At 66.6% G+C, this 26,950-nt stretch carries 21 protein-coding genes; 13 read left to right on the top strand and 8 right to left on the bottom strand.

Features of this window, described 5'->3' with window-relative positions; genetic code table 11:
- Positions 1 to 23: 23 nt before the first annotated feature.
- The 10 genes from OKW52_RS16220 (at position 24) to OKW52_RS16175 (ending at position 9,899) form a co-directional block, all read left to right on the top strand.
- The gene (locus OKW52_RS16220) at positions 24 to 242 is read left to right on the top strand and encodes a DUF1656 domain-containing protein (protein ID WP_264506635.1); all 219 of its coding nucleotides are present in this window, start codon (positions 24 to 26) and stop codon (positions 240 to 242) included.
- On the top strand, positions 239 to 1,273 hold the full coding sequence (locus OKW52_RS16215; RefSeq protein WP_264506634.1) for an HlyD family efflux transporter periplasmic adaptor subunit: 1,035 nt from the start codon (positions 239 to 241) through the stop codon (positions 1,271 to 1,273). Before OKW52_RS16220 ends, OKW52_RS16215 begins: the two co-directional genes overlap by 4 nt.
- Positions 1,270 to 2,772, top strand: coding sequence for an FUSC family protein (locus OKW52_RS16210; protein WP_264506633.1), 1,503 nt, complete (start codon positions 1,270 to 1,272; stop codon positions 2,770 to 2,772). Before OKW52_RS16215 ends, OKW52_RS16210 begins: the two co-directional genes overlap by 4 nt.
- Complete coding sequence (locus tag OKW52_RS16205) at positions 2,759 to 4,228, top strand: TolC family protein (protein ID WP_264506632.1); 1,470 nt, start codon at positions 2,759 to 2,761, stop codon at positions 4,226 to 4,228. Before OKW52_RS16210 ends, OKW52_RS16205 begins: the two co-directional genes overlap by 14 nt.
- Positions 4,229 to 4,367: 139 nt before the next feature.
- On the top strand, positions 4,368 to 5,900 hold the full coding sequence (locus tag OKW52_RS16200; RefSeq protein WP_264506631.1) for a glutamate synthase-related protein: 1,533 nt from the start codon (positions 4,368 to 4,370) through the stop codon (positions 5,898 to 5,900).
- Between the two features lie 235 nt (positions 5,901 to 6,135).
- A complete protein-coding gene (locus OKW52_RS16195) occupies positions 6,136 to 6,678 on the top strand; it encodes a DUF4178 domain-containing protein (protein ID WP_264506630.1) in 543 nt (180 codons plus the stop codon).
- Positions 6,675 to 7,961 carry a DUF4178 domain-containing protein gene (locus OKW52_RS16190; RefSeq protein ID WP_264506629.1) on the top strand — a complete coding sequence of 429 codons (1,287 nt, stop codon included), beginning with the start codon at positions 6,675 to 6,677 and terminating at the stop codon, positions 7,959 to 7,961. Before OKW52_RS16195 ends, OKW52_RS16190 begins: the two co-directional genes overlap by 4 nt.
- A gap of 3 nt (positions 7,962 to 7,964) precedes the next feature.
- Complete coding sequence (locus tag OKW52_RS16185; RefSeq protein WP_264506628.1) at positions 7,965 to 8,126, top strand: hypothetical protein; 162 nt, start codon at positions 7,965 to 7,967, stop codon at positions 8,124 to 8,126.
- A 10-nt stretch (positions 8,127 to 8,136) separates the two neighbouring features.
- Complete coding sequence (locus tag OKW52_RS16180) at positions 8,137 to 8,361, top strand: DUF350 domain-containing protein (RefSeq protein WP_264506627.1); 225 nt, start codon at positions 8,137 to 8,139, stop codon at positions 8,359 to 8,361.
- A complete protein-coding gene (locus OKW52_RS16175) occupies positions 8,358 to 9,899 on the top strand; it encodes a polyamine aminopropyltransferase (protein ID WP_264506626.1) in 1,542 nt (513 codons plus the stop codon). The genes OKW52_RS16180 and OKW52_RS16175 overlap by 4 nt, the downstream gene beginning before the upstream one ends.
- Here the strand turns inward: OKW52_RS16175 and speD are convergent.
- Complete coding sequence (speD, locus tag OKW52_RS16170) at positions 9,866 to 10,246, bottom strand: adenosylmethionine decarboxylase (protein WP_264506625.1); 381 nt, start codon at positions 10,244 to 10,246, stop codon at positions 9,866 to 9,868. The genes OKW52_RS16175 and speD overlap by 34 nt on opposite strands.
- A 1,010-nt stretch (positions 10,247 to 11,256) precedes the next feature.
- Between speD and OKW52_RS16165 the strand changes: the two genes are divergently transcribed.
- Positions 11,257 to 17,844 (top strand): PKD domain-containing protein, encoded by a 6,588-nt coding sequence (locus OKW52_RS16165; RefSeq protein ID WP_264506624.1) that lies wholly within the window; start codon positions 11,257 to 11,259, stop codon positions 17,842 to 17,844.
- Between the two features lie 169 nt (positions 17,845 to 18,013).
- Here OKW52_RS16165 and OKW52_RS16160 read toward each other — a convergent pair whose 3' ends face one another.
- A complete protein-coding gene (locus OKW52_RS16160; protein WP_264506623.1) occupies positions 18,014 to 18,694 on the bottom strand; it encodes a GntR family transcriptional regulator in 681 nt (226 codons plus the stop codon).
- A gap of 188 nt (positions 18,695 to 18,882) precedes the next feature.
- Here OKW52_RS16160 and OKW52_RS16155 point away from each other — a divergent pair, with 188 nt between their 5' ends.
- Together OKW52_RS16155 and OKW52_RS16150 are read left to right on the top strand one after the other, a co-directional pair.
- The gene (locus OKW52_RS16155) at positions 18,883 to 19,512 is read left to right on the top strand and encodes a flavin reductase family protein (protein ID WP_264506622.1); all 630 of its coding nucleotides are present in this window, start codon (positions 18,883 to 18,885) and stop codon (positions 19,510 to 19,512) included.
- Positions 19,513 to 19,515: 3 nt separating this feature from the next.
- Positions 19,516 to 20,238, top strand: a complete 723-nt coding sequence (locus OKW52_RS16150) for an aspartate/glutamate racemase family protein (RefSeq protein ID WP_264506621.1) — start codon at positions 19,516 to 19,518, stop codon at positions 20,236 to 20,238.
- A gap of 83 nt (positions 20,239 to 20,321) precedes the next feature.
- Here the strand turns inward: OKW52_RS16150 and OKW52_RS16145 are convergent, their stop codons facing one another.
- The 6 genes from OKW52_RS16145 to OKW52_RS16120 are packed head-to-tail and all read right to left on the bottom strand — an operon-like array spanning position 20,322 to position 26,889.
- Positions 20,322 to 21,347 (bottom strand): ABC transporter ATP-binding protein, encoded by a 1,026-nt coding sequence (locus tag OKW52_RS16145; protein ID WP_264506620.1) that lies wholly within the window; start codon positions 21,345 to 21,347, stop codon positions 20,322 to 20,324.
- Entirely contained in the window at positions 21,331 to 22,305 is a 975-nt protein-coding gene (locus OKW52_RS16140; RefSeq protein ID WP_264506619.1) for an ABC transporter ATP-binding protein, read from the bottom strand. Before OKW52_RS16140 ends, OKW52_RS16145 begins: the two co-directional genes overlap by 17 nt.
- On the bottom strand, positions 22,298 to 23,785 hold the full coding sequence (locus OKW52_RS16135; RefSeq protein ID WP_264506618.1) for an amidohydrolase family protein: 1,488 nt from the start codon (positions 23,783 to 23,785) through the stop codon (positions 22,298 to 22,300). The genes OKW52_RS16140 and OKW52_RS16135 overlap by 8 nt, the downstream gene beginning before the upstream one ends.
- The gene (locus OKW52_RS16130; protein ID WP_264506617.1) at positions 23,782 to 24,975 is read right to left on the bottom strand and encodes an amidohydrolase family protein; all 1,194 of its coding nucleotides are present in this window, start codon (positions 24,973 to 24,975) and stop codon (positions 23,782 to 23,784) included. The genes OKW52_RS16135 and OKW52_RS16130 overlap by 4 nt, the downstream gene beginning before the upstream one ends.
- A 5-nt stretch (positions 24,976 to 24,980) precedes the next feature.
- Complete coding sequence (locus OKW52_RS16125) at positions 24,981 to 25,907, bottom strand: ABC transporter permease (protein WP_264506616.1); 927 nt, start codon at positions 25,905 to 25,907, stop codon at positions 24,981 to 24,983.
- A gap of 10 nt (positions 25,908 to 25,917) precedes the next feature.
- Positions 25,918 to 26,889, bottom strand: a complete 972-nt coding sequence (locus tag OKW52_RS16120) for an ABC transporter permease (RefSeq protein ID WP_264506615.1) — start codon at positions 26,887 to 26,889, stop codon at positions 25,918 to 25,920.
- Positions 26,890 to 26,950: the final 61 nt, after the last annotated feature.

Genomic DNA, 26,950 nt, shown 5'->3' with positions numbered 1-26,950 from the left:
GATGACCCCGACATGAGGACGCCATGACCCCGCGAGCGCCTGTCATAGCCCTGTATGGATCGTCCTTCCCGGTCTGGCTGTTCGCGGCTCTGGCCGGGTTGGTCGTGGCGCTGGTGCTGCGCGAAGTGCTCATCGCCACGGGTCTGTCCCGGCATCTGCCTGCCCCGGCGGTTTTCCATCTGTCGACCGCCGTTCTGTCGGGCGTCGGGCTCTATGTTCTGTGGATCGGAGGCTACCAATGACGCTGCGCGCCTTTCTTCGGGTCGGTGTTGCGGTTCTGGCGCTGGGTGCCGGGGGGCTGTCTGTTTGGGCCTGGCAGCAGTCGGAAAGCCATCCGATGACCGATGCGGCCACGGTGGACGCGCCGGTGGTCGAGATTGCCGCCATCGTGCCCGGTCTGGTGATCGAGGTCGCGGTCGAGAACAACGACCATGTCGAGGCCGGAGAGCTGCTGTTCCGGCTGGACCCCGAGGTCTATGATCTGGAGCTGCAGCAGGCCCGCGCAGCGCTGGCAGCCGCCGAGTCCGAGCTGCGTCAGGGCGAGGGTAACCGCGCGCTGGAGCAATCCAACGCCGATGTCGCCTCGAGCCAGATCGACCGGGCCGAGGCCAACCTGACCCTTGCACGGCAAACGCTGATGCGGCTCGAACCGCTGCTGGAGCAGGGCTATGTCACCGCGCAACAGGTGGACAGCGCCCGCACCGCCGTCCGCGATGCCGAGGTGACGCTGCAACAGGCGCGCAGCCATGCGAGCGGCACGGGTGCCTTTGTCGGCACGCTGGATACGCGCCGCGCGCAGGTGGAGTCCGCCCGTGCTGCCGTGGCGCTGGCCGAACGCAACCGCCGCAACACCGAGATCCACGCCCCGCGCGCGGGCTATATCGCCGGGCTGACGATGACGACGGGCGAGTTTGTCGTCACCGCCGCTCCGCTCTTCTCGCTGATCGACGACAGCGAATGGCGGGTGACCGCGCTGTTCCGCGAGACGGACCTGCCGCAGATCGCGTTGGGCGACAGCGTGCGGGTGTTCCTGCTGGCCGCCCCGTCGACACCGATCCGGGGCCGGGTGACGGGTGTGGGCTGGGGCGTGCGCTCGAATGACGAGGCGCAGCTGCTGGGCTTGCCGCTGGTGGCGAGCAAACTCGACTGGGTGCGCGCCGCGCGCCGCTTCCCCGTCGAGATCGAGCTTGAGGACGCGCCCGCCGGGCTGGTCCGGCTTGGCGCCTCGGCCTCGGTGCGCATTCTGGGGGTGGACGCGGACGCGGCGCAATGACCGACGCCTCGGCACAGACCCTGCTGGCCGACCTGGCCCCGCGCGACGGGCGGCTTTCCGGCGCGCTGACGATCACCGGACTGGTGCTGGTCACCAGCGCCATCGCCATGGCGCTGCGCGTCCCCGAAGCGGCGCTGTCATGCTACCTGATCTTCTTCGCCCACCGCGACAACGCGGGCGACAGCATCTTTACCGCGATCAAGCTGACCATCGCCGCCTCGCTGGGGATTTTCCTCGGCGTGCTCTTGCTGCGCGGCGTGATCGAGGAACCGATGCTGCGGCTGGCCGCGCTGGTGGGGTTCACCTTTCTGGGTATGTTTCTGTCGCAGGCATCGAAACTGGGGCCGCTGGCGGGCACGGCGGGGTTCGTCTTTGCCTTCCTGCTGACGCTGGCCGATGTCATCCCGGTGCCCGAACTGATGAACCGCGCGCTGGAATGGATGTGGGTCGTGCTGGCGCTGCCGCTGGGCCTGATGGCGTTTTGGGCGGCGCTGGCGGGCAAACGGCCCCTGCACTGCGCCGAGGAACGGATCACCGCGCGCACCCGCGCGCTGGCCGATCCGCAGGGGGCATCCGCGCAGGCCTTGCTGGATGAGGGCATGGGACCGCTGGATGACTACCGCAAATTCGCCCGCATGTTGGGTGAGGCGCGGGGCGAGGACGCAGCGCGCCTTGCCTACCGCGCCGATGACAGCTTTTACCAGCTCGCGCTGGCCGAGGCCGGGGTCTTCCCGCAGCGCAGCCACGCGGCACCCCCGCCCGAGCCGGTGCCGTTCTTGCTGCCCAACGCGTTCACCGACCCCCGGCATGTGCGCTTTGCGCTGAAGGTCTCGCTGGCGGTGGTGATCACCTATGCCTTCTACACCGCCTTTGGCCTGTTCCAGATCCACACGGCGATGATCACCTGTTTCTACGTCGCGCTGGGCACACGCGGCGAGACGCATCATCGCATCGCCCTGCGCTTTGCGGGCGCGGTGATGGGCGCGGTGGCCGGGTTCGCCACCATGCTGTGGCTGATGCCGCTGGTGGATGACATCGGCGGGCTGTTGCTGCTGCTGGCCGTGCCGACCTTTGTAGCGGCGTGGATCGGGTTGGGCGGCGAGCGGATTTCCTATGCCGGATGGCAGCTTGCGCTGTGCTTTTTCCTTGTGGTGCTCACCGGCTTTGGCCCGCCGACCGGGATCGGCGCGGCGGTCAGCCGGGTGATCGGCATCCTGTTTGGCAGCGCGGTGATCATGGTGGTCTTTGCCGTGGTCTGGCCCGATTCCGCGCGCGATGATGCGCTGGCCGCGATCGACGAGATGGACACCGCCCTTGCCACCGCCCCGCCGCCGCGCTCAGGGCGCGACATCGCCCGGCTGCGCGCCCCGCTGGCGCAGGCGATGCGCCTGTCCGAGATGGCCCGCTATGAGCGGCTGGCCGATCTTTCCCCCCAGATTGCCGCTGCCAAGGCGCGGTATCACGCCTTTCTCAGGAGCACTGCGCATGCCGCTGCCTAAGGCACTTCGCCCGTTCCCGCTGATGCTGCTGATCGCCGCCTGTGCGCAGGTTGACACCGCAGGTCTTGCCCCCGCCGATCCCTCGGCCCCGCCCGCCGGGATGAGCAGCTTCACGCTGGCCGCCGATACCCGCGTTCCGGCGGCAACCGCCAGCCGCGCGGCGGTGCCCGGTCAGGTCTATGACCTGCCGAGCCTCATCGACATCGCCCAGACCAACAACCCGGTGACCCGCGCCGCGTGGCTCAGGGCGCGGCAGGCCGCGCTGGCAGTCGGGCTGGTCGAGGCAACCTACCTGCCGCGCATCAGCGCCGAAATTCTGGCCGGGCGGCATGCCTCGGACAGCACGGCGGTCAATGACCCGCTGGGCGTTCTGCCTGCGGGCTCGGTGGCGACGGGAACCGGGGCGGATGCGGCGGTGCTGTCGGTGCAATGGCTGCTGTTCGACTTTGGCCGCCGGTCGGCGCTGCGGCGCGGGGCACAGGAAGCGTCTTTTGCCAGCAACGTGACCTTTGTGGGCGCGCATCAGACGTTGATCCATGACGTCACGCAGGCCTTCTATGATCTGCAGGCGGCCACCCAGCGCGAGGCTATCCAGCGCCAGCGTCAGGACGCCGCGCTGGAGATCGCCAGTATGGCCCGCGCGCGCCGCGAACAGCAGGTTGCCACGGTGACCGAACTGGCGCAGGCCGAACAGGTTGTGGCGCAGGCGCGCTTCGATCTGACCCGTGCCCGGTCGGAAACCACGGCGGCCTCGACCCGGCTGGCTACGCTTTGCGGGCTGTCGCCGCGCCAGCCGATCCGCGTAAGCCTGAGCAGTACCTTGGCCCTGCCGCCGCGCCCGCCTGCGGCGGTCGATGCCTTCCTGCAAGACGCGCTTCAGCGCCGCCCCGATCTGCAAGCCGCCTTTGCCCGCGCCCGCGTCAGCGAGGCCAATGTCGCGGCCGTCGAAGCCTCGTTCCGGCCGCGTATCGTCGCGTCCGCCACGCTGGGCGAGAGGGTGCTGAGCGGCACCATCGATGACTCCCGCCTTGGCAGCGCCGGGATCGAGCGCTCGCAGCATGTCGCGGGCGTCTATCTGGGCGTGTCGATCCCGATCTGGGACGGCAACGCCCGCCAGTTGCGGCTGGCCGAAGCACAGGCCGGGCATCAGGCCGCGCTGGCCGAGGCCGAGAACCTGCGCGCCATGGCAGAGGGCGAGATCATCGCCGCCTATGAGGCGCTGCGTGCCTCGCTTGCGGCGAACACGGCGGCGGTTGAAATGGTCTCGACCGCGCAGACCACCTATGACGCCGCGCGGTCGATGGCCGGGCGCGGGCTGGCCACGGTGGGCGAGGTCGATACCGCGCTGCGCATGCTCTACGACGCCCAGCTGTCACGGGTTGAAGCGCAGCGCACCGCCCGCTCGTCTGCCGCGCTGCTCGCCTTCGCGTCGGGTCAGATCGCCTCGGGGCGATAACAGCAGACCGGCGCAGCACCGGGCGACCGGGCGGGGCGGGTTCGAGCCGCGCCCGGACAGTCTTTGCGACACTGCCGTTGTTTTGGTACAAGCGCAGGGCTTGCGGGTCCACAGGACACCGGACAGGAGGAACAGACCCATGCCCGACGCCGTGCCGATCATCGCTGCCAAATCGCCCGCCAAGGTAGAGCTTGAAGCGGGCAAAACCTATACGTGGTGCCGCTGTGGCCGCTCGTCATCGCAACCGTTTTGCGATGGCTCGCATGCCGGGACCGGGATCACCCCGCTCAGCTTCACCGCTGAAAAGACCGGATCGGCGGTGCTGTGCCGCTGCAAGGCGACCGGCGATGCGCCGTTCTGTGACGGGACGCACACCCGGCTTGGCGACCGCGCGGTCGGCGACGCCTCGCCTCAGACCAAAAGCGAGACACCCACCGCACAACCGACGCCTGAGGAACCCACCGTCGCCCGCATTCATGCGCTGGCCCGCGACGGGCTGTCAAAGCTGGGCCACCACGGCGAGATGGGCGCGATGGGGGTGCCGCGCAAAGACCTGCCGCAGTGGGACGATATCCAGATCCTTGCCGCGCAGATGGCGCGCAAACCGCTGCTCGATGATGTGCTGGTGGCGACCTCGGTGACCATCGGGCCCCGCGCGAACAAGCCGTTGACCCTGACCATCCCTTTGTTCGTGTCGGACATGAGCTTCGGCGCGCTGTCGCAAGAGGCCAAGACGGCGCTGGCCCGGGGCGCGGAACTGGCAGGAACCGGCATCTGCTCGGGCGAGGGAGGGATGCTGCCCGAAGAGCAGCAGGAAAACAGCCGCTATTTCTATGAACTCGCCTCGGCGCGGTTTGGCTGGGATCCGGCCCTGATGGAACGGGTGCAGGCGTTTCACTTCAAGGGCGGGCAGGGGGCGAAGACCGGAACCGGCGGGCACTTGCCCGGCGACAAGGTTCAGGGCCGCATCGCCGAGGTGCGCGGGCTTGAACCGGGGCAGGCAGCCGTGTCGCCTGCGACCTTTCCCGATCTGCACACGCCGGCCGATTTCCGCCGCGTCGCGGATGAGGTGCGCGAACGCTCGGGCGGCATCCCGATCGGTTTCAAGCTGTCGGCCAACCATATCGAGGATGACATCGACTTCGCGCTCGAGGCCGGTGCCGATTACATCATTCTCGACGGTCGTGGCGGCGGGACAGGGGCCGCGCCGCTGATTTTCCGCAACCATATCTCGGTGCCGACGATCCCCGCGCTGGCGCGCGCGCGCCGTCATCTGGACGCGCGAACGGGCCGCGAGGTGACGCTGGTTATCACCGGCGGGCTGCGGGTGGCCGAAGATTTCGCCAAGGCCCTGGCGCTGGGGGCCGATGCGGTGGCGCTGAGCAATGCGGCGATGCAGGCGGTCGGCTGTGTCGCGGCGCGCATCTGCCATACCAACAATTGCCCGGTGGGCATCGCCACGCAAAAGCCCGAGCTGCGCAAGCGGCTGGATGTTCAGGTCGGCGCAGACCGCCTCGCACGGTATTTCGGCGCAAGCGTCGATCTGATGCAGGTGCTCGCCCGGGCCTGCGGGCACGCCAGCCTGTCGGACTTCAGCCCGCGCGACCTGACCACCTGGAAGCGCGAAATGGCGGATCTCAGCGGTGTGCGTTTCGGCGGTGTTTCGGGGTAAGGCGCGGAGATACTTAAGAAATCGCGCCCCTGTCAAATCCAGTGCGGTGTCAGTGCAACACCCCCGTGTCGGCTCACCGCGTGCTGGTGTTTGCGCGGGACCGGTTGCCGTGTTCGGACGTTGCTGCGTGAATCCGGGTTGACCTGTCCCGGTTTTCCGCGACATTTCGCCTATGTCGAGCGTGAACTGTCCCAGCTGTGGTGCGTATGTCGGAGACGGGTCAACCGCGATCCGGATGATCTCGTGCCCGTATTGTGGCACAACCTCGTTTCTCAGCGACAAGGCGGCGCAGGCGACCAGCGGCACCGGCGAGATGCACGAGGCGCCGCAACTCATTTCCCTGGGCACCCGCGTCGTGATCCATGGCACCGCTTACCTGCCAATCGGCCATGCCCGGTTCAGCTATGGCCGTGGTGAATGGGATGAATACTGGGTTGAAACCGATCAGGGCGGCCCGGCGTGGATCTCGGTTGATGAGGGAGACGTCGCCATCCAGCGCGCCGTTGAGCCCAGCCTCGCCCCGACGCTCACGGATATGCCGTTCATGGGGACGACGATCGGCATCGGCCAGACCGACTATACTGTCAGCGAGATTGAAACCGCGCGCTGCATCGCCCTGCGCGGGCTCTTTGGTGAGGTGCTTGCCCTGAACCAGACCTACCGCTTCGTCAATTGCACCGGCCCGCGCGGCACCTTGCTGTCCGGTGAAGTCAGCGCCGATGGCTGGGCGTGGTTCCTCGGCCGCTGGGTCGATCCGTTCCGCGTGCGCGCAGCATGAGGGCCGGGGGCCAGCGCGAGGCCGTCCGCTGCGTCACCTGCGGCGCCGGGCTGAACGTGCTGGGCGGGGGCAGGGTGACCACCCATATCTGTCCGAACTGCGGCAGCGTTCTGGACGCGCTGGAAAGCTACCGGCTGATCAAGATCTATACCGACATGCCCCGCGCGCGATCCCCGCTTGAGCTGGGGCAAGAGGGTGAGGTTGACGGCATCCGCTACCAGATCATTGGCATCCTGGGCATGCGCGAGCGCTATCAGGGCAGGGTTTGGGAATGGGTTGATCACCTGATCTATTCGCCGACCCACGGCTACGCCTGGCTGACGCTTGAGGACGGCAATCTGATCTTCACCCGGCGCTGGCGCAGCGGCGTATCCCCTGATTTCATCACGCCGGTCACGGTTGAAAGCGCCGAGACACGCCCGTACTGCGATGCCGATGGCGAGATTTTCGACTATTACGAGACATCGACCGAAGAGATCGTCTCGATCGAAGGCGAATTCACCTGGCGGCCCCATCCGGGCGACAAGGCCACGGTGGTTTCGCTTCTTGGTCCCGAGCGAATGCTGACCTATGTGGCGACGGCGACCGAACGCGAAGTGGAAATGAGCCGCTACCCCGATCAGGCCGCGCTCTGGGCGTCGTTCGGCGTGGCCAAACCGCCTGTCGCGTCGTCGTCGCACCCGCTGACACCCATCCCCGTCTCGCGCGATGAGCCTTTCATCATGTACGGGGCCTGCACCACTGCCGCGCTGTGCATCGGTCTGGCGCTCTTTGGCCTGATCGCGCGCGGCGGTCTGGTCTATGCGCGCAGTGAAACCCTGCCGGCCAGTGTGACCGTGACGCTGGCCGAGCCCGACAGGCTGGCGGTGATCCATCTGCAAAGCCGTCTGCGCCCGAACTCCTGGGCGTGGTACGACATCGAGCTCGAAGACCCTGACGGTGTCCCGCTGTTCGGTGCCGGGCGTGAGATCGGGTATTATTTCGGCCGTGACAACGACGGCTCGTGGGTCGAAAACAACACCAGAACCTCGGTGTATTTCCGCCCGGAAGTGGCGGGTGACTACACGCTCGAAATCGACGTGCCCGAAGCTGGACAAGGCGAGCAGTCGGGCGGGCCTGCCCCGGAGACGGTCAGCATCGAAATCCGCGAGGGCCTGACGTCGATCGTACCCGCCGTGGTCGTGGGCCTGATCTTTGCGATCATCGCGGGTCTGCTGTTCGCCCGGCGCTCGCTGCGCAGGGCAAAGCGGTTTTCAGGCTCGGACTGGACCGAGGAGGACTGACCAATGACCCTTGCGCGCGTCCTCTTCGTGGTGCTGTCGGTGCTGAGCTTTGGCGGGGCGGGATACCTGGGATACCGGGGGATCGGCGGCGTCAGCGCCGATCTCGACCGCTCGATCCGTGTCGGAAGCGGCGGCAATTCTTTTTACAATTCAAACGTCAAATGAGGGAGCAGCCATGTCGTTCTTTTCCACCCTGAACCCGGCCGAGTTCGTGTCGACCATCGTCTTTTCCCTGCTCGGTGTTGCGCTGATGGGCTTGAGCTGGTGGGCAATCACCCGCATTGCCCCGTTCTCGATCATCAAGGAAATCGAAGAGGACCAGAACATTGCCCTCGCCATCCTGATCGGCTCGGTCTTTGTGTCGCTGGCGCTCATCATCTCTGCTGTCATCTTGTCATGACGCCCGCCACGGCACCGCGCGGTGCCGAGGTCTGGCTGTTGCTGGCAACCTTTCTGGTCGCCGCTGCCGGCCTGACCTACGAACTTCTGGCGGCGACCGCCTCAAGCTACCTGCTGGGCGACAGCGTGCGCCAGTTCTCGCTGGTGATCGGGGTGTATCTTGCGGCCATGGGGCTGGGGGCCTGGGCGTCACGGTTCGTGGCCGCGCCCGTCGCGGGCTTTGTGTGGATCCAGATCGCGTTGGGGCTGATTGGCGGCTTCATGGCGCCCATGCTCTTTGCCAGCTATGCCTTTGCCGGGGTGGTGCAGGGGCCGCTCTATCTGCTGCTCATCCTTACCGGCGCGCTGAGTGGCATGGAAATCCCGCTGATCGCGCGCGTGCTCAAGGACATCGGCGCGCCCGTTTTCCGCTTCGAGAATGTTCTAAGCGTCGATTACGTCGGCGCGCTGGTCGCTTCGGTGGCATTTCCGTTGCTGATCGTGCCGCAACTGGGGCTGATGACCGGGTCGCTGGCGGTGGGGCTGATGAACCTCGCGGTCGCCGGGTTTTCCCTGTGGCTGTTTCGGGGCTGGCTGGGGCGCGGGATCGTGATCACCTGGGCACTGTCGCTGGTCCTGACCTTGGGCGGGCTGGTGCAGGCCGAGCGTATGGTCTCGGTCACCGAATCCGCGCTTTACGACGATTCGGTGATCTACAGCGCCGCCAGCCCGTATCAGCACATAACCCTGACCCGGTTCCGCGACCGGACGCGGCTGTTTCTGGATGCCTCGGTCCAGTTCGACAGTCAGGATGAGTACCGCTACCACGAGATGCTGGTGCAACCGGCCATGGCACTCGCCCCACGGCGCAACCGCATCCTGATCCTGGGCGGCGGCGATGGTCTGGCCGCGCGCGAGGTGCTGCGCCACGCCGATGTCGAACAGGTGACGCTGGTTGATCTGGACCCGATGGTGACGCAGCTGTTCCAGACCAACGCCGATCTGGTTGCCCTGAACCACGGCGCGCTGAACGATCCGCGCCTGAGGGTGCTCAATCAGGACGCATGGCAATTTGTCGAGCATGACACCACGGCCTTTGACCTCATCATCGTCGATCTGCCGGACCCGAAGTCGGTTTCGCTGTCGCGCCTCTACTCACAGGAATTCTACGCTCTGACGGCGGAACGGCTGTCGGCACAGGGGATCATGGTGGTGCAATCGGGCTCGCCGCTGTTTGCCCGTCAGGCCTATTGGTCCGTCGTCCACACCCTCGCCGCGACCCGCAATCCGGTGGTGCCGGGTGCGGGACTTTCAGTACTGCCGTATCACGTCTACATCCCCAGCTTCGGCGAATGGGGCTTCACGCTGGTCACGTTTCACCCGCTTGCGTCGCGCCCGCCGACTTTCCCCGACGGGCTGCGCTATGCCAGTGCCGCGACATGGCAGGCGTCACAGGTCTTTGCCCCCGACATGGCCGATCTGCCAGCCGCCGTGAACCAGCTCGAAACGCAGCCGCTTCTGGGCTATTACAACGACGGCTGGGACGCCTGGTTCAACTGAACGGCGCCGCGCGCGATCCGGTGCACGACAACCCGCTTGGGGCGCAGACACGCCTCGATCCAGTCGCGAGCCGCCTCTGGCTTCGCCGCGCCGCACATGAAGATATCGACCGCGGCAAAATCCATCTCGGGCCAGGTGTGGATCGAGATGTGGGATTCGGCCAGCAACACCATTCCCGTCACCCCGCCGCCGCTGAACGCGCGAAACTGTGTGGCAAGCACACTGGCACCGGCGCGCCGCGCCGCCTCGGTCAGTGTCGTCTCCAGCCGCTCGGACTCTGTCAGCGCTTCGGCCCCGAAAAGATCAAGGATCAGGTGCAGGCCGGGAGAATAGGGGGCACAGGTCATGGCGCTATCTTCACCAAGCTTGCCGCAAGAACAAGCGCTCGTTGCAGGCCGCCGCGCTGATCAGGCAGCCCGTCTCAGCTCGGGCCTTCACACGCGCACCGGCGGTGATCCGCGCGCGGAAACCAATGACAACAGGGTTGGCTGTCTGTCCGAAGCCCTCTGCGCTTAGTGCCAGACGGTAAAAACGCCCGCGTCCCGCAATACCGTTCTGTGGATAAAGTTTGATTTTCCGACTCGGCCAATTGGTTTGGCTGAAGGCGTGCGCGGGATTTTATGCAAGCCAGCGCGCAGATTCGCATTCTGCAACGACCCTATTCGCGGGCATCCTTGACGCCGGGTATTACGTCACGCCGCCAGGCCATCGCCAGATACACCCAGACGCTCAGCGGGCAATTCCCTTTGCCCCACTGGGGAATCTTGATGCCGTCGCCCCTTTCACGCGGCTTTACGACAAGGAGTCGCAGCGTCTGTGTCAGCAGGACCCGCCCCCGCAAAATGTGGCGCGTTTGCCGCAACAAAGGAGAAACCCGTACTCAACCTGAAAATGAGTTGTTGTTCATCTGTGAAGATTCTAACCCATTTGTGATGAAAATTGTGCGTGTCCAGACCGAGGCGTGCTGTGAGATTGATGGGGATGGATGATGTTTAAGTGGTTAAGCGGTGTATTGAGCGTTGCGTCAATCATGGGGGCCCTTGCAACGCCATCCGACGCATTGACTTCGACTGGCTCCGAGGTTTTTGTGGCAACGCCGCTGGGCAGCTGCTCTGTCAGTTCCTACCAAAGCGCGACCGCGGGCGTTAATACCGCATGGATTTTTCTGGAAACCTACGCTTCCGGTGGCAGCTATTGGTTCAGCAATAGTATCACAGCTTCTTCTGCCATAACGCAGAGTGTCATTGAAGGCTGCGGCTTTTCCGCCGTCTCTGGCTTCACGGCAAATGGGGCAGATGGGTCGTATGCCGGGGACGCCTATATCGGTTTTTCCTTCACCGGGACGCCGACCGGCGGTGTGCCGACATTTCATGAATTCGCCCTTTCAGGCGCAAACCCGACCACGCACATCGTCACGATAACACCCTCTGCCCCCGCCAACACCGTGCCGACCGCCGAGGCCGGCATCCCGCAATCGGTGGCGCAGGGCGCTGTGGTGTCGCTGGATGGCACCGGCTCGACCGCGAATGACAGCGGGCAAAGCCTGACCTATGCCTGGACGCAGACCGCGGGCACTGCAGTGACCCTGTCGAGCGCAACCGCAGCCAGCCCCAGCTTCACCGCGCCGAGCCTGTCCATCGGTGACAGCGCGGTGGTGCTGACCTTCTCGCTGGTGGTTGACGACGGCTTCGACGCCTCGACCGCCGATACCGTGCAGATCACGGTAAACCCGCCCGCCAACACGGTTCCCACCGCCGAGGCGGGGATCCCGCAATCGGTGGCGCAGGGCGCTGTGGTGTCGCTGGATGGCACGGGGTCTACCGCGAATGACAGCGGCCAGAGCCTGACCTACGCCTGGACGCAGACCGCGGGCACCTCGGTGACCCTGTCGAGCGCCACGGCGGCCAGCCCCAGCTTCACCGCGCCGAGCCTGTCCATCGGTGACAGCGCGCTGGTGCTGACCTTCTCGCTGATCGTCGACGACGGCTTTGACGCCTCGACCGCCGACACCGTGCAGATCACGGTAAACGCCCCCGCCAACACGGTTCCCACCGCTGAGGCGGGGATCCCGCAATCGGTGGCGCAGGGGGCTGTGGTGTCGCTGGATGGCACCGGCTCGACCGCCAATGACAGCGGCCAAAGCCTGACCTATGCCTGGACGCAGACCGCGGGCACGGCAGTGACGCTGTCGAGCGCCACGGCGGCCAGCCCCAGCTTCACCGCGCCCAGCCTGAACATCGGCGACACCGCGCTGGTGCTGACCTTCTCGCTGGTGGTTGACGACGGCTTCGACGCCTCGACCGCCGATACCGTGCAGATCACGGTAAACCCGCCCGCCAACACGGTTCCCACCGCCGAGGCGGGCATCCCGCAATCGGTGGCGCAGGGCGCTGTGGTGTCGCTCGATGGCACCGGCTCGACCGCCAATGACAGCGGGCAAAGCCTGACCTACGCCTGGACGCAGACCGCGGGCACCGCGGTGACCCTGTCGAGCGCCACGGCAGCCAGCCCCAGTTTCACCGCGCCGAGCCTGTCCATCGGTGACAGCGCGCTGGTGCTGACCTTCTCGCTGATCGTCGACGACGGCTTCGACGCCTCGACTGCCGACACGGTGCAGATCACGGTAAACGCCCCCGCCAACACGGTGCCCACCGCCGAGGCGGGCATCCCGCAGTCGGTGGCGCAGGGGGCTGTGGTGTCGCTGGATGGCACCGGCTCGACCGCCAATGACAGCGGGCAAAGCCTGACCTATGCCTGGACGCAGACCGCGGGCACTGCAGTGACCCTGTCGAGCGCCACGGCAGCCAGCCCCAGCTTCACCGCGCCGAGCCTGTCCATCGGCGACAGCGCGCTGGTGCTGACCTTCTCGCTGGTGGTTGACGACGGCTTCGATGCCTCGACCGCCGACACGGTGCAGATCACGGTAAACGCGCCCGCCAACACGGTTCCCACCGCCGAGGCGGGGATCCCGCAATCGGTGGCGCAGGGCGCTGTGGTGTCGCTCGATGGCACCGGCTCGACCGCCAATGACAGCGGCCAGACCCTGACCTACGCCTGGACGCAGACCGCGGGCACCGCGGTGACGCTGTCGAGCGCAACCGCAGCCAGCCCCAGCTTCACCGCGCCGAGCCTGAGCATCGGCGACAGCGCGCTGGTGCTGACCTTCTCGCTGGTGGTTGACGACGGCTTTGATGCCTCGACCGCCGACACCGTGCAGATCACGGTAAACGCCCCCGCCAACACGGTTCCCACCGCCGAGGCGGGCATCCCGCAATCGGTGGCGCAGGGCGCTGTGGTGTCGCTGGACGGCACCGGCTCGACCGCGAATGACAGCGGGCAGAGCCTGACCTACGCCTGGACGCAGACCAGCGGCACCTCGGTGACGCTGTCGAGCGCGACGGCGGCCAGCCCCAGCTTCACCGCGCCGAGCCTGTCCATCGGTGACAGCGCGCTGGTGCTGACCTTCTCGCTGGTGGTTGACGACGGCTTTGACGCCTCGACCGCCGATACCGTGCAGATCACGGTAAACGCCCCCGCCAACACCGTACCGACCGCCGAGGCCGGCATCCCGCAATCGGTGGCACAGGGCGCTGTGGTGTCGCTCGATGGCACCGGCTCGACCGCGAATGACAGCGGGCAGAGCCTGACCTACGCCTGGACGCAGACCGCGGGCACTTCGGTGACGCTGTCGAGCGCCACGGCGGCCAGCCCCAGTTTCACCGCGCCGAGCCTGTCCATCGGTGACAGCGCGCTGGTGCTGACCTTCTCGCTGGTGGTTGACGACGGCTTTGACGCCTCGACCGCCGATACCGTGCAGATCACGGTAAACGCCCCCGCCAACACGGTGCCGACCGCCGAGGCCGGCATCCCGCAATCGGTGGCGCAGGGCGCTGTGGTGTCGCTCGATGGCACCGGCTCGACCGCGAATGACAGCGGGCAGAGCCTGACCTACGCCTGGACGCAGACCAGCGGCACCGCGGTGACGCTGTCGAGCGCCACGGCCGCCAGCCCCAGTTTCACCGCGCCGAGCCTGAGCATCGGCGACAGCGCGCTGGTGCTGACCTTCTCGCTGGTGGTTGACGACGGCTTTGATGCCTCGACCGCCGACACCGTGCAGATCACGGTAAACGCCCCCGCCAACACGGTGCCCACCGCCGACGCGGGCATCCCGCAGTCGGTGGCGCAGGGGGCTGTGGTGTCGCTGGATGGCACCGGCTCGACCGCCAATGACAGCGGCCAGAGCCTGACCTACGCCTGGACGCAGACCGCGGGCACTGCAGTGACGCTGTCGAGCGCGACGGCCGCCAGCCCCAGCTTCACCGCGCCCAGCCTGAGCATCGGTGACAGCGCGCTGGTGCTGACCTTCTCGCTGATCGTCGACGACGGCTTCGACGCCTCGACCGCCGACACGGTGCAGATCACGGTAAACGCCCCCGCCAACACGGTTCCCACCGCCGAGGCCGGCATCCCGCAATCGGTGGCGCAGGGCGCTGTGGTGTCGCTCGATGGCACCGGCTCGACCGCCAATGACAGCGGGCAAAGCCTGACCTACGCCTGGACGCAGACCGCGGGCACCGCGGTGACCCTGTCGAGCGCCACGGCAGCCAGCCCCAGTTTCACCGCGCCGAGCCTGTCCATCGGTGACAGCGCGCTGGTGCTGACCTTCTCGCTGATCGTCGGCGACGGCTTCGACGCCTCGACCGCCGACACGGTGCAGATCACGGTAAACGCCCCCGCCAACACCGTACCGACCGCCGAGGCCGGCATCCCGCAATCGGTGGCGCAGGGCGCTGTGGTGTCGCTCGATGGCACCGGCTCGACCGCCAATGACAGCGGGCAAAGCCTGACCTATGCCTGGACGCAGACCGCGGGCACTGCAGTGACCCTGTCGAGCGCCACGGCAGCCAGCCCCAGCTTCACCGCGCCGAGCCTGTCCATCGGCGACAGCGCGCTGGTGCTGACCTTCTCGCTGGTGGTTGACGACGGCTTCGATGCCTCGACCGCCGATACGGTGCAGATCACGGTTAACCCGCCCGCCAACACGGTGCCCACCGCCGAGGCGGGGAGCCCGCAGTCGGTGGCGCAGGGCGCTGTGGTGTCGCTGGATGGCACGGGGTCTACCGCCAATGACAGCGGCCAGACGCTGACCTACGCCTGGACGCAGACCACGGGCACTGCGGTGACCCTGTCGAGCGCAACCGCAGCCAGCCCCAGCTTCACCGCGCCGAGCCTGAACATCGGTGACAGCGCGCTGGTGCTGACCTTCTCGCTGATCGTCGACGACAGCTTCGACACCTCGACCGCCGACACCGTGCAGATCACGGTAAACGCCCCCGCCAACACCGTGCCCACTGCCGAGGCCGGCATCCCGCAATCGGTGGCGCAGGGGGCTGTGGTGTCGCTGGATGGCACCGGCTCGACCGCGAATGACAGCGGCCAGAGCCTGACCTACGCCTGGACGCAGACCGCGGGCACCTCGGTGACCCTGTCGGACGCGACGGCGGCCAGCCCGAGCTTCACCGCGCCCAGCCTGAACATCGGTGACAGCGCGCTGGTGCTGACCTTCTCGCTGGTGGTCGACGACGGCTTCGATGCCTCGACCGCCGACACCGTGCAGATCACGGTAAACGCCCCCGCCAACACCGTGCCCACCGCCGAGGCCGGCATCCCGCAATCGGTGGCGCAGGGCGCAGTGGTGTCGCTCGATGGCACCGGCTCGACCGCGAATGACAGCGGGCAAAGCCTGACCTACGCCTGGACGCAGACGGCGGGCACCGCGGTGACGCTGTCGAGCGCCACGGCCGCCAGCCCCAGCTTCACCGCGCCCAGCCTGAGCATCGGCGACAGCGCGCTGGTGCTGACCTTCTCGCTGATCGTCGACGACGGCTTTGATGCCTCGACCGCCGACACCGTGCAGATCACGGTAAATGCGCCGCTGGATACCGAGGCACCGGTGATCACCGGGCTGGTATCGGTGACGCTGGAGGCGGGCCCGTCGGGCACGGCGAACCACGCGTTCACGGCAACTGTGACCGACAATTACGATGCGGTGGTGGTGCCGGTGTTCACCCTGAATGGCACGCCGATCTCCAGCCCCTATGACTTTGCGGTTGGCACCAACGCGGTTCTGGTCGATGCGCAGGACGTGGCGGGCAACGATGCGGTGCAGCAGACCCTGACGGTCACCGTGACGCCAGCGGTTGCCCCGGCAGCACCGCTGGTCTCGACGACGACGGTCAATCCTGACCGTTCGGTGACCGTCGAGGGCACGGCTGAGGCGGGATCGACCGTTCGTGTCACCTTCCCGGACAACAGTTTCGTGGATGTGGTCGCGACGGGCGGTGTCTATTCGGTAACCTCTGCGCCGGACATGATGGCGGGCACGGTTTCGTTGACGGCAACCGATGCGCAGGGGAATATTTCGGGCGCATCGACGGTTGTTGTCGCGCCCGACTGGGAGGCGCCCACGGTGGTGCTGACCGGCACGCCCGCGTTCCCGGGAACCGCCTATACGCTGACGATCACCTTCAGCGAGCCAGTGACCGGGCTGAGCCTGGGCGATTTCGCGACCTCGAACGCCGATGTGACCGCGCTGAACGGCTCGGGCGCGGTCTATACGGTGCAGGTCACCGCAAGCCAGGTGTCGCACAGTATCCAGCTGCCAGCCGGGGTTGCACAGGATGCGTTTACCAATCTCAGCGAAGCGTCGAACCTGTTTGCCAACACGCCCGATGGCGTGGCGCCGGTGGTGACGATCTCCGGTCTGCCGGCCAATTTCCTGCCCGGCGACGTGCTGAGCGCGACCTTCTCGTTCTCGGAGCCGGTCTCGGGGTTCGATCTGGCGGATATCGGCGTGCTCAATGGCACGGCGAGCGGGCTGTCGGGCGGTCCGTCGGTGTATAGCGCCACGGTCACGCCGACCGGCGCGGGCGCGGTTGTGGTCAGCCTTGGCGACGGGGCGGCGATCGATGCCTCGGGGCAGGGGTCGGCGGCGGCTTCGGCCTCGAGTGCGTTGAACTCGGTGGCGGTCGCCAGCGAGATGATCACCGACTTCCTGCAAAACCGCGCGCGCAGCCTGATCCAGAACCAGACCCGTCTGACCCGGTTTCTGGATGGCACCGATGGCGGCGGCGTCAATGTCTCGGTGACGCGCGGCTTTGGCACGGTTGATATCGCGACAGGCGGCAATGGCCCGCTGTGGTTCAGCCTGCGCGGATCGCGCACCAGCTTCGAGAACGGCTCGGGCGACAGCGCCTTTGCGCTGGCCACCGTCGGCACCCATGCGGCGTTGCGGCCGGGTCTGCTGGTGGGCGGGATGCTGCAGTTCGACTACGCATCCGAAGATCAGGGGGGCGGTGTGGCGACCAGCGGTCATGGCTGGCTGGCCGGGCCCTATGTCGTCGCACAGCTGGGCGATCAGCCGCTCTATTTCGAGAGCCGTCTGCTCTATGGCCGCTCCAGCAACCGTATCTCGCCGTTCGGCACGTTCACCGACCGGTTCGATACCGAACGCTGGCTGACCATGGTTGCGCTCGAGGGCAGCTTTCAGGGCGAACGCCTGCGCTATATCCCGCGGTTGCAGTTCAGCCATGTCTCGGACACGCAGGCGGCCTATGTCGACGGCTTGTCAAATCTGGTGCCCGAACAAACCGTGCGGCTGAGCGAGCTGTCACTGGGCATGGATTTCGAGATGCCGATCCTGGCCGGTGTGGGCGAGCATCTGGTCACCTGGGGCGCGTCGGGGATCTGGTCGCATGTCGAGGGGACCGGTGCTGCCACCGCCTTTATCGACCAGACCTCGGGCGCGCGGGCGCGGGTCGATCTGGGCTATCGCTATAATAACGGGGCCGGGATGCGTTTTTCGAGCAGCCTGTTCGTTGATGGCATCGGTTCGGGGGATTTCAGGTCCTACGGGCTCGATCTGAACCTGGCGATCGAGTTCTGATCGCGGCACCCTGCGCCGCAGCACAGTGAACGGCAAACGCGCCGCCCTTTTCGGGGCGGCGCGTTGGTTTTTGCCTGTGGCGGCAACGGATCACGACCGGTGGCGCTGCGTTCAGGGGTGACGGCGTGCCCGTGACACAAAGCCCGCCAAGGGCTGCGTCGGAAACCGATCAGCCAAAGGCATCGCGCAGATCGCGCGCGATTTCGGGGGCTTCGTTCAGATCGAGCTGCGATTCAACATGGGCTAGATGGTGGACCATCGACGCCAGCGCCTGCTCGGTCTGGCCGCATGCGATGAAGGTGACCAGCTCGTGGTGCTCATCCGGGCCGCAATCATGGGTCTGGCGGGGCTGATACATCGCCGAAATCAGCGAGGTGCGCGAGACAAGATCGCGCAAGACGGCGTGCAGGTATTCGGACCCGGCAAGCTCGGCGAGGAGGATATGAAACCCGCCCGAAAGCCGCACAATCGACGCCAGATCCCCGGCAGCAAGCGCCGCGCGTTCCAGCGCGATATGCTCTTGAAGGCGGGCGATTTCTGCCGCCGTCACCTTGGCGCACAGCTTTTCGACCAGCCCGCCCTCGATGATGCGGCGGGCGAAGAACACGTCGCGTGCTTCGGCAATCGTCGGTTCGGCAACAAAGCCGCCGCGGTTGGGGATGATGGTGACAAGACGGTCATGTTCAAGCAGACTGAGCGCTTGGCGGACGCGGGCGCGGCTGGAACCGAAGATCTCGGCGAGTTCCTCTTCCTTCAGGCGCGTGCCGGGGCGGAGGCGGCGCTCGGCGATGGATTGCCAGACCCGATCGCGAATTTCGCTGGCCGTGGCCGAACCGGGTTTTTCTGACATGATATGCTTCCCTTTACTCAGGGTTGTTTGGTGGCAGATGGGTTTTGAGCTGTCAACATTCAACGCAACAGAGCTTTGCGCAGACGATCATCACTCTGCGTTCATAATGATACGCATATTTGTTTACAATATTGTTTGCAAAAATATGACGACCCGGCTAGACTGGTCTGGTGACAAAGGATGCCGCCATGGATTTTGACTTCACGACGCTACCGCCCGAAGACCGCTATCGTCTGCTCACCAATTTTGTCGGCCCCCGGCCCATCGCGCTGGTCACAACCCGCTCGCCGCAGGGCGTGGCCAACGCGGCGCCGATGAGCTTTTTCAATGTGTTCGGCCATGATCCTGCGATCCTTGCGCTGGGGATCCAGCCGCGCCTGTCCGGCGAGGACAAGGATACCGTGGCCAACATCCGGGCGACGGGCGAATTTGTCGTGCATGTCGTTGACGCCGCGCTGGCCGAGCAGATGCTGATCTGCGGGCTGAGCGTCGATCCCGACGTCGACGAGATGCAGCTCGCGGGGCTTGAGCAAGCGCCCTGTGTGCAGGTCAAGGCACCGCGCATCAAGGGTGCAGCCTGCGCGATGGAATGCCGGATCGAACGCATCATCGACTGGCCGCGCCGCGCCATGGTGCTGGGCGAGGTGGTGCAGATGCATGTGCGCGACGATTGTCTGGATGCGCAGGGCCGCTACGTGAACCCGGATGTCTATCAGCCCATCGCGCGGCTGCACGCCGACAATTACGTCGGCTCGGACCGCCAGTTCGTGCTGACCGCGCCGACGCTGGACGCGGTGCGCGCGAAGACGGGGCGCTGAGCCATGAAGATCTTTGTCGTTAACCCCAATTCCACCGCCTCGATGACCGAGACGATCCGCCTCAGCGCCGTCCGCGCCGCCGCACCGGGCACGCAGATCATCGTTGCCACCGTCGCCGGTGCGCCCGCCAGCATCGAAGGCTACGCCGATGAGGCGCGCGCGGTTCCCGGCACGCTGGACGCCATCCGCCTTGCTGAAGCGCAGGGTGCGCAAGCGACGGTCATCGCCTGTTTCGACGACCCCGGCCTGAGCGCCGCGCGTGAGGTCGCAACCGGGCCGGTGATCGGCATCTGTCAGGCGGGCATTCAGGTGGCGATGACCATCGCCGCGCGGTTCTCGATCGTCACCACGCTGCCCCGGTCCGTGCCGATCATCGAGGATCTGGTCGATGCCTACGGCGCGTCGCGGCAATGCCGGAGCGTGCGCTCGGTCAACCTGCCGGTTCTGGCGCTCGAGGAAGATCCCGAGACCGCCTTTGCCCGCCTGCGCACGGAAATCCGCCGCGCGATCAATGAAGACGGGGCCGAGGCGGTTGTGCTGGGCTGCGCCGGCATGGCCGAAATGTGCCGCGCCTTGCAGCTTGAAACCGGCGTGCCGGTGATCGACGGTGTGTCTGCGGCGGTCAAGCTGGCCGAGGCGATGGTCGGCGGCGGCTTTGCGACGGCAAAGACCGGCAGCTTCGCTTATCCGCGCGACAAATCCCTGATGGCCGCAACGCATCCCTGAGCCGCGCAACCCCTCAAACCCAACGTAAAAACCGGCGCCACACAGGCGCCGGTTTTTTGGTCTGGCAAGGGTGGGGAGCGCGCTCAGAGCGCCCCGGCCATCACGGTCGCAGGCTGCGACAGCGCAGCGGCTTCAGCTTCCTCGACCCGGTGGCAGGCCAGACGGCTGCCATCGGCCAGCGCGATCACCTTGGGCCGCTCGGCCGAGCAGCGCGCGTCGGCCAGCGGACAGCGGGGGTGAAACGCGCATCCGGCGGGCGGGTTGAGCGGGCTGGGCACCTCGCCGCCCTCGGCCTCGCGCTGGCGCTTGGGGTTTTCGATGCTGGGGATCGTCTGCAACAACAGCCGCGTATAGGGATGGCGCGGGTTGGCGAACAGGATCTCGGTCTCGGCCTCTTCGACCACCCGGCCCAGATACATCACGGCGATCCGGTCCGACATATGCCGCACCACGCTCAGATCATGGCTGATGAACAGATAGGTCAGCCCCAGCTCATCCTGCAACCGGCGCATGAGGTTGAGGATCTGCGCCTGAACCGACACATCCAGCGCCGAGGTCGGCTCGTCACAGACCAGAAACCGCGGCTCGGTCGCCAGTGCCCGCGCAATCGAAATGCGCTGGCGCTGCCCGCCCGAAAACTCATGCGGAAACTTGCCGCCATCGCGCGGCGCAAGGCCCACGGTGGTCAGCAACTCGTCCACCCGTGCGCGCACCTCGGCCTCGGTATCGCGCAGCTTCAGCTCGCGCAGGGGTTCGGCGATGATGTCGCGCACCCGCCAGCGCGGGTTGAGGCTGGCGTAGGGGTCTTGAAAGATCATCTGCGCCGACAGGGGCGCGCCGTCGATTTCGGCGCCGAATTCAATCGTTCCCTCGGACGGCGCATAAAGCCCCGTCACCAGCCGCGCGACCGTGGATTTGCCGCAGCCGGATTCGCCGACCAGCGACAGACAGCCCCCGGCGGGCACGCTGAAGGTCACGTCATCCACCGCGCGCAGCGACTGGCGCGGTTTGCGCTCGATCAAGCGGTTCAGCCAGGGGGCCGAGACGTCGAAAACCCGCGTCAGATTGCGGACGCTCAAAGCAGGGGGCGGGTCATGCAACACCTCCATGGGTGAGCCAGCAGGCGTTCTGCCCGGCTCCTGTGGGCATCAATCCGGGCCGGTCGCGCCGGCAGCGCGGACCGACATGCGCGCAGCGCGGGTTAAAGGCGCAGCCGTCGGGGATGGCATCGAGCCGGGGCATCGAGCCGTCGATCTGCGTCAGATGCTCAACCCGCCGCCCCAGCGCCGGGATCGAGTCCATCAGCCCGCGCGTATAGGGATGGGTGGGCTGGCGCAGCACCTCGCGCACCGGCCCGATCTCGACCATGCGCCCGGCGTACATCACCGCGATGCGGTCGGCGGCCTCGGCGATGACGCCCAGATCATGCGTGACCAGCATCACCGAGGTGCCCAGATCGTCGCACAACCGGCGCAACAGCGCGATGATCTGCGCCTGAATCGACACATCCAGCGCGGTGGTCGGCTCGTCGGCGATGATCAGTTTCGGCTCACCGGCCAGCGCCAGCGCGATCACCACCCGCTGCCGCATCCCGCCCGAGAACTGGTGCGGATAGTGGTCAATGCGCTCTTTCGGTCCCGGAATGCCGACCTGCCGCAGCAGATCAATCGCCCGGGCGCGGGCCTCGGCGCGGGTCATGTCCAGATGCAGGCGGATGGTTTCCTCAAGCTGGCTGCCGACGCTGAACAGCGGGTTGAGCGAGGTCAGCGGGTCCTGAAAGATCGCCCCGATCTCGCGCCCGCGGATCTTTTCCATCTGCCGGTTGCTCAACTGGTCAATGCGCCGCCCGCTCAGCCAGACCTCGCCCCCGGCGATGTGGCCCGGCGGTTCCAGCAAGCCCTGAACGGCGAGCCCCGTCATCGACTTGCCCGCGCCGCTTTCACCGACAACGCCCAGGATCTCTCCGGCGTCCAGATGCAGCGAGACGCCATCCAGCGCGGTGACGGTGCCGTGGCGGCCGGGGAACTGCACGCGCAGATCGCGCACTTCAAGGACGGGATCAGGCATCGTATTCCTCCATCGGAAAACTGGGCGGGAACAGCTGTGACAGGGGCGGGTGGCCCCAGCTGCGTTCGGGATATTTCGCCACCAGCCCGTCAAACTGCGTCTGCGCGCGCTGGCGGGCGGCTTGCATGTCCATCCCGGCGACCTGTCCGTCGCGCATCGACAGACGGCCATCGACAAAGGTGGCCCTGACGGCGCGGCCCGAGCCCCCAGCAACCAGCGTGGTGATCGGGTCGATGGTGGGGGTCATCCACACCTCGTCCAGCCCCAGCACCGCCAGATCGGCGCGCGCGCCTGCCTCGATCCGCCCCAGATCGGTGCGACCCAGCGCGCGGGCACCGCCCAGCGTCGCAGCCTCCCACAGATCGGCGGACGAGGTCGCATCGGCGCGCCCTTCGGCCGCGCGCGCCATCATCAGCCCGGTGTGCAGGGTCATCAGCATGTCGGGCGGCGCGGTGTCGGTGCCCATGGCAATGGTTACGCCCTTGGCGCGCAGCTTGCCGAACGAGCGCAGCAGCCCGCCGAACCGCCCGGAAACCAGCGGGCAATGCACGATGGACACGCCGTTTTGCGCGTAAAGATCAAGGTCAGCATCGGTGGCATGCGTGCCGTGCGGCGCGATCAGCCGGGGCGACAGCAGCCCCAGCGAGGCCAGCCATGCCGGGGCGGTCATCCCGTGCTGACGGGCCATCGCCTCGCGCTCCATCTCGCCCTGCGCCATGTGCAGGCGCACGGGCACGTCCAGCGCCTCGGCGGCGGCAAAGGTGCGGCGCAGCAGGGCTTCGGTGCAGGTCTCCACCCGGTCCGGGGCCAGGAGCCCGCGCACCAGATCGCCGCCCGCACCCTGCCAGCGCTGGATGAAGCCTTCGGCCTCGGCCAGCCCGTGCAAGCCGCGCGCCTCGTCCAGCACCGGCTCCAGCACGCCCGGCGCGGTGCAGACCATGCCGCCCGCGCGGTAGGCCGGGCCCAGATACACCCGCAGCCCCAGATCCAGCGCGGCCTCGGCGGCGGCGTCGAACTCGGCGACCGTCTCGCCCCATGCGCGATAGAACAGCGAGGCGATGGGGGCCGCGGTGGTGATCCCGTTCAGCAACAGCTGCGCAAAGGCAAAACGCTTCTGGAACGCCAGCTCCTCGGGCGTGTACATCTCGTAGGGGCCACGCTCGACATAAGATTGCGGCCAGACGCGGCCCTTGGCCCAGCCGGGCTGATGGTCGATGGCCAGCAGCGTGGTGTCCAGATCCGACAGCGCATCAAGGTCGATGAACCCCGGCGAGATCAGCGCAGCGCCCAGATCAACGCGCCGCGCCACGTCGCCCCCGAACCGGCAGCCCACATGCAGGATGCGACCGTCCTCAATTACGACTTCGGCGTTCCTGAGCAGCCGGTGCCCCTGCGGCCCGTGGCCCAGAACCCAGTCGGCCCTGAGCGCGGTACGCCCCGAGGGGCGCTGACCGAGGGGGAGGGAAGCCAGCGTGCTCATGGGGCCTCGATCACGGCGTGACCCGCGCGCGCCACCACCGCGCCGCCCTTGATGACCAGCGGGCGCGGCTCTTGCAGCACGACCGCATGCGCCAGCGTCTCGCCCGCCAGCAGCGTCAGGTCTGCGGCAGACCCCACCGCAACGGCATGGCCCGCAACCCCGATCGACGCCGCCCCGGCACCGGATGCCGTGTCGAGCAGCAGTTCCAGTTCCTCATCCCGCCGGAACCCGTTCTTCATGCCGACAATCCGCGCACGGTGCATCATGTCCGGCTCGCCCCATGGCCCCCAGGTGTCGCGGATCCCGTCGCAGCCGATGCCGACCCGGATGCCCGCCGCGCGCATCGCCTTGAGCGACGGCACATTGGCCGAGGGGTGGCCGGTCGAATAGATCGACACGTCCAGCGCCGCGATGCGTTCCATCAGCGCCTCGATGCGGGCAGGGGGCACCATCGCCAGATGGAACGCATGGCTGACGCCGACGCGGCCCTGCATCCCCAGCGCCTGCGTGCGCTCGAGGATTAGCTCCATCGTAAAGGCCCCCAGCTCGCCGGGTTCGTGCAGGTGAATGTCGATCGGCGCGTCATGCTTCTGCGCCAGCGCAAAGATCGCGTCCAGCTGACCCTTGGGGTCGCGGTCCATCGACGACGGGTCCAGCCCGCCGACAATATCCGCGCCCGCCGCCATCGCCGCATCGAGCAACTCCAGCGTGCCGGGACGCACCATCAGCCCCGATTGCGGAAAAGCGACGATCTGGATGTCGATCATCCCCGCCAGCGCTTCGCGGGTCTTCAGCACGCCCTCCAGCAGGCTCAACCCGTGGTCGGTGTCGATATCGACATGCGTGCGGATATGCGTCGTGCCGGTGCCTATCAGCGCGATGGCGTGGCGCATCGACTGGCGGTGGACGTCCAGCCCCAGCGGCACACGCTCGTTGCGCTCATTGTCGATGAGGTCTTGCAGCACGCCGCCCTTGCGTCCGGCGTACCACGGCATGCCCCAGGTGGTCTTGTCCAGATGGGTATGCGCCTCGACCAGACCGGGGATCACCAGCGCGTTCTGACCGTCCTCGACCACGACGCCGGGGGCGTCCAGACCTGCGCCGATTTCGGCAATCTTGCCGTCGCGGATCAGGATGTCAGCGGTCTCGCGGCCCATCGGGCGGATGTTCTTGAGCAGAAGATCAGTCACGGAAATTACCTCAGTTTCGGGTTGAGCGCGTCACGAAGCCAGTCGCCCAGCAGGTTTACCGACACCACCAGCAGGCACAGCTGAAGCACCGGGAAGATCACCATCCACCACATGCCCGAGAACAGGTACTGGTTGCCAAAGCGGATCAGCGTGCCAAGGCTGGGCTGGCTGGGCGGCATACCGATGCCCAGAAAGCTGAGCGTCGCCTCGGTCAGAATGGCCATGCCGAAATTCAGCGTGGCGGCGACCAGAATGGGGGTCATGGTGTTGGGCAGGATATGCTTGACCATGATCCGCCGCGCCGGAACCTTCAAAAGCCGCGCCGCCTGCACATATTCCTTGCGCCGCTCGACCGAGGTCTGGGCGCGCACGGTACGCGCATATTGCACCCATGCCGACAGGGTGATCGCCAGGATCAGCACGGCTCCCGCCCCGACCTCGCGCAGCCCGGGCGGCAGCGAGGCGCGGGCCATCGCCGACACCAGCATCGCGATCAGGATGGTCGGCACGGACAGCAGCACATCGCCGACCCGCATCAGCACCGCATCGGTGATGCCGCCGAAGAAGCCGGCCATCAGTCCCAGCGAGATGCCGATCACCAGCGACAGCGCCACCGAACCAATGCCGATGATGATCGAACTGCGCGAGCCATAGAGAATGGCCGACAGGATATCGCGGCCCTGATTGTCGGTGCCCAGCAGATAGGGCCATTGCCCGCGCTCCATCCAGATCGGCGGCAGCTCGGCGTTCCACAGATCCAGTTGCGCCGGGTCATAGGGGTTCTGCGGTGTGATCCACGGGGCAAAGGCTGCCGACAGGATCAACAGGGCCAGCAGCACCGCCGCCGCCATTGCCGCCTTGTGCTGGGTAAAGGACCACCACAGATCCGAGCGGCGGATGCGGGTGAGAAGGGTGGGTTCAGCAAGGCTCATCGCGCTTCCCTCAGGTGGTGGCGTCGCGAAGGCGCGGGTCGATCAGCGCATAGGTGATATCGACCAGCGTGTTCAGCGTCACGAAGATGAACGAAACGATGACCAGATAGGCCGCCATCACGGGAATATCGACGAAGGTAATCGCCTGAATGAACAGCAGCCCCATGCCCGGCCACTGAAAGACCGTCTCGGTCACCAGCGCAAAGGCGATCAGCGCGCCGATGTTCATTGCGGTCATGGTCACCACCGGCATCAGGCAGTTCCTGAGCGCGTGGCGGTAATGGATGCGCCACGCCGGAACACCGCGCGCGCGGGCGAATTTGACGAAATCCGAGCGCAGCGTCTCCAGCATCTCGGCGCGGACCAGCCGCATGACCAGCGTGATCTGATAAAACGATAGCGCCACCGTCGGCAGGATCAGCGCCAAGCGGCCTGAATGGGTCAACAGGCCGGTGGACCACCAGCCAAACCGCACCACCTCGCCACGCCCGAAGGCAGGCAGCCAGCCCAGCGAGACCGAAAAGCCGAGGATCAGCAGGATGCCGATGACGAAACTGGGCAGCGAGACGCCGATGATCGACGCAAACTGCACGGCTTCTGAAAACCACCGTCCGCGATAGATCGCGGTGATGACCCCCAGCGGCACGCCCACCACCAGCGACAGGATCGTCGCCAGAATGACCAGCTCGAAGGTCGCCGGGAAACGCTCGGCGATCAGCGACATGACGGATTCCTGATTGCGGTACGAGATCCCGAAATCGCCCTGCACCGCATTGCCCACAAAGCGCGCGAACTGCATCAGAACGGGCTGATCAAGCCCCAGCCGCTCACGCAGTTCCTGCCGCTGCTCTTGGGTGGTCTGTTCGTTCACCATCAATTCGACCGGATCACCGGCGAAGCGAAAGATCATGAAGGCCATCAGCGCAACCGCCAGCATGACCAGCGCGGCATTCGACAGGCGCTTGATAAGAAAGACAATCATTGGGGTCTCCGTTCGCAAGGCGAAGGGTGGGAGCAAGGCGAAAGGCCGGGCCACCCCCTTG

Origin of the sequence: Pararhodobacter zhoushanensis, from assembly GCF_025949695.1 — a bacterium.
GTDB lineage: Bacteria > Pseudomonadota > Alphaproteobacteria > Rhodobacterales > Rhodobacteraceae > Pararhodobacter > Pararhodobacter zhoushanensis_A.
Note: the sequence above shows the minus strand (reverse complement) of the source record. Positions and strands in the feature narration are given on the sequence as shown.

Excerpts from the sequence above, each read along its gene's own strand:
- OKW52_RS16145 (WP_264506620.1), bottom strand. The coding sequence starts at position 21,347 with ATGGAGGTGTTGCATGACCCGCCCCCTGCTTTGAGCGTCCGCAATCTG.
- OKW52_RS16140 (WP_264506619.1), bottom strand. The coding sequence starts at position 22,305 with ATGCCTGATCCCGTCCTTGAAGTGCGCGATCTGCGCGTGCAGTTCCCC.
- OKW52_RS16125 (WP_264506616.1), bottom strand. The coding sequence starts at position 25,907 with ATGAGCCTTGCTGAACCCACCCTTCTCACCCGCATCCGCCGCTCGGAT.
- OKW52_RS16200 (WP_264506631.1), top strand. The coding sequence starts at position 4,368 with ATGCCCGACGCCGTGCCGATCATCGCTGCCAAATCGCCCGCCAAGGTA.
- OKW52_RS16155 (WP_264506622.1), top strand. The coding sequence starts at position 18,883 with ATGGATTTTGACTTCACGACGCTACCGCCCGAAGACCGCTATCGTCTG.
- speD (WP_264506625.1), bottom strand. The coding sequence starts at position 10,246 with ATGACCTGTGCCCCCTATTCTCCCGGCCTGCACCTGATCCTTGATCTT.
- OKW52_RS16195 (WP_264506630.1), top strand. The coding sequence starts at position 6,136 with ATGATCTCGTGCCCGTATTGTGGCACAACCTCGTTTCTCAGCGACAAG.
- OKW52_RS16150 (WP_264506621.1), top strand. The coding sequence starts at position 19,516 with ATGAAGATCTTTGTCGTTAACCCCAATTCCACCGCCTCGATGACCGAG.
- OKW52_RS16190 (WP_264506629.1), top strand. The coding sequence starts at position 6,675 with ATGAGGGCCGGGGGCCAGCGCGAGGCCGTCCGCTGCGTCACCTGCGGC.
- OKW52_RS16220 (WP_264506635.1), top strand. The coding sequence starts at position 24 with ATGACCCCGCGAGCGCCTGTCATAGCCCTGTATGGATCGTCCTTCCCG.
- OKW52_RS16160 (WP_264506623.1), bottom strand. The coding sequence starts at position 18,694 with ATGTCAGAAAAACCCGGTTCGGCCACGGCCAGCGAAATTCGCGATCGG.
- OKW52_RS16210 (WP_264506633.1), top strand. The coding sequence starts at position 1,270 with ATGACCGACGCCTCGGCACAGACCCTGCTGGCCGACCTGGCCCCGCGC.
- OKW52_RS16180 (WP_264506627.1), top strand. The coding sequence starts at position 8,137 with ATGTCGTTCTTTTCCACCCTGAACCCGGCCGAGTTCGTGTCGACCATC.
- OKW52_RS16205 (WP_264506632.1), top strand. The coding sequence starts at position 2,759 with ATGCCGCTGCCTAAGGCACTTCGCCCGTTCCCGCTGATGCTGCTGATC.
- OKW52_RS16120 (WP_264506615.1), bottom strand. The coding sequence starts at position 26,889 with ATGATTGTCTTTCTTATCAAGCGCCTGTCGAATGCCGCGCTGGTCATG.
- OKW52_RS16215 (WP_264506634.1), top strand. The coding sequence starts at position 239 with ATGACGCTGCGCGCCTTTCTTCGGGTCGGTGTTGCGGTTCTGGCGCTG.
- OKW52_RS16175 (WP_264506626.1), top strand. The coding sequence starts at position 8,358 with ATGACGCCCGCCACGGCACCGCGCGGTGCCGAGGTCTGGCTGTTGCTG.
- OKW52_RS16135 (WP_264506618.1), bottom strand. The coding sequence starts at position 23,785 with ATGAGCACGCTGGCTTCCCTCCCCCTCGGTCAGCGCCCCTCGGGGCGT.
- OKW52_RS16185 (WP_264506628.1), top strand. The coding sequence starts at position 7,965 with ATGACCCTTGCGCGCGTCCTCTTCGTGGTGCTGTCGGTGCTGAGCTTT.